Source organism: Cobetia sp. 14N.309.X.WAT.E.A4 (genome assembly GCF_030397495.1).
Lineage (GTDB): Bacteria > Pseudomonadota > Gammaproteobacteria > Pseudomonadales > Halomonadaceae > Cobetia > Cobetia marina.
In genome coordinates, this window is the sequence record NZ_JAPNXT010000024.1 from 1 (window position 1) to 1,863 (window position 1,863).

General features: G+C 64.5%; 1 protein-coding gene. It reads right to left on the reverse strand.

Annotated elements, in window-relative coordinates; translation table 11 throughout:
- Positions 1-1,863: Ig-like domain-containing protein (locus tag OW493_RS17130; RefSeq protein WP_289864983.1), on the reverse strand; the 1,863-nt coding region annotated here is incomplete at both ends.

Genomic DNA, 1,863 nt, shown 5'->3' on the forward strand with positions numbered 1-1,863 from the left:
TGCTGTCACCGTCGACCAGGGCGGCGGTCAGATCGCCAACGTTGTCACTGATGGTGGTGATAACCGGCGCGGATGGGTCCGTAGTATCCACGGTCACGGCGCCCAGGTTCACGGCGTCGCTGACGTTACCAGCCACATCGGTCTGACGGATCTGCACAACGCCATCGGCGTAGCTGCCTTCGTCCAGCGTGAAGGTGGTGCCAGTGCCAGCATCCCAGCTGGTGCCGCCGTCGAGGGAGACTTCCCAGGTGGCATCGGCTTCCAGATCGCTGACGGTGACTTCCCCGTTGCTGGTGATGCCATCGTCGGCGACGTTGGTGTCGGTGGTGAGCGCAAGGCTCGGGACTTCAGGTGCCGTGAGATCACTGGTGGTGGTGCCGTCGGTCTCGAACGTATTGCCCGCTACATCGGTCACGGTCATCGAGACGGTGAGGACGCCTTCGGTGAGCCCGGAAGTTGCGGTGCTCAGGTCCAGACCGGTTACGGACAGATTGCCGGCACCGTCGATCGTAATGTCAGTTGTGGCGACGGTGACCTCATTGGCCGGCTCGGCGCTGTCCGTGATGGTGATCACGACATTGCTGCTGTCGAGGCCGGCCTCGATGCTGCCGCTGAGGGCGACGGCAGTGATGTCGTCGACGTTCAGGAGGCCATCGTCACCATCGACGAAGGCGATGCTGCCCGTCGGGTCGGTGGTATCCACGGTCACGGCGCCCAGGTTCTCGGCGTCGCTGACGTTGCCCGCGACATCGGTCTGACGGATCTGCACCGTGCCATCGGCATAGCTGCCTTCGTCCAGCGTGAAGGTGGTGCCAGTGCGAGCATCCCAGGTGGTGCCGCCGTCGAGGGAGACTTCCCAAGTGGCATCGGTCTCGAGACCACTGACGGTGACCTCACCATTGCTGGTGATGCCGTCGTCCGCGACGTTGGTGTCGGCGGTGAGCGCAAGACTCGGGATTTCAGGCGCCGTGAGATCACTGGTGGTGGTGCCGTCGGTCTCGAACGTATTGCCCGCCACATCGGTGACGGTCATCGAGACGGTGAGGGCACCTTCAGTGAGCCCGGAAGTTGCGGTGCTCAGGTCCAGACCGGTTACGGACAGATTGCCGGCACCGTCGATCGTAATGTCAGTCGTGGCGACGGTGATCTCGTTGGCCGGCTCGGCGCTGTCCGTGATGGTGATCACGACATTGCTGCTGTCGAGGCCGGCCTCGATGCTGCCGCTGAGGGCGACGGCAGTGATGTCGTCGACGTTCAGGAGGCCATCGCCACCATCGACGAAGGCGATGCTGCCCGTCGGGTCGGTGGTATCCACGGTGACGGCGCCCAGGTTCACGGCGTCGCTGACGTTGCCCGCGACATCGGTCTGACGGATCTGCACCGTGCCATCGGCATAGCTGCCTGCGTCCGGAGTGAAGGTCGGCGCCGTGCGAGCTTCCCAGGTGGTGCCGCCGTCGGTGGTGTACTCCCAGGTAGCGTCGGTTTCCAGATCGCTGACGGTGACTTCCCCGTTGCTGGTGATGCCATCGTCCGCGACGTTGGTGTCGGCGGTGAGCGCAAGGCTCGGCGCATCCGGCGCGGTGGTGTCGACGGTGAGCGTGAAGTCGGCAGACGGTGCACTTTCGTTGGCGGCGGCATCAGTCGCGGTAACACTGAAGACGTGTTCGCCATCGGCGAAGCCTGTCGCCGGCGTGAAGCTCCACGTGCCGTTGCTGTCGGCGATGGAGGTGCCGATCTCTTCACCATTGTGGTTGAGGGTCACGGTGCTGCCAGCTTCGGCGCTGCCGGTCAGGGTCGGGGTCGCATCATTGGTGCTGTCGCCATCGGCGAGGGGGCTGGTGCCATCAGGCGTGTCGTCGATCG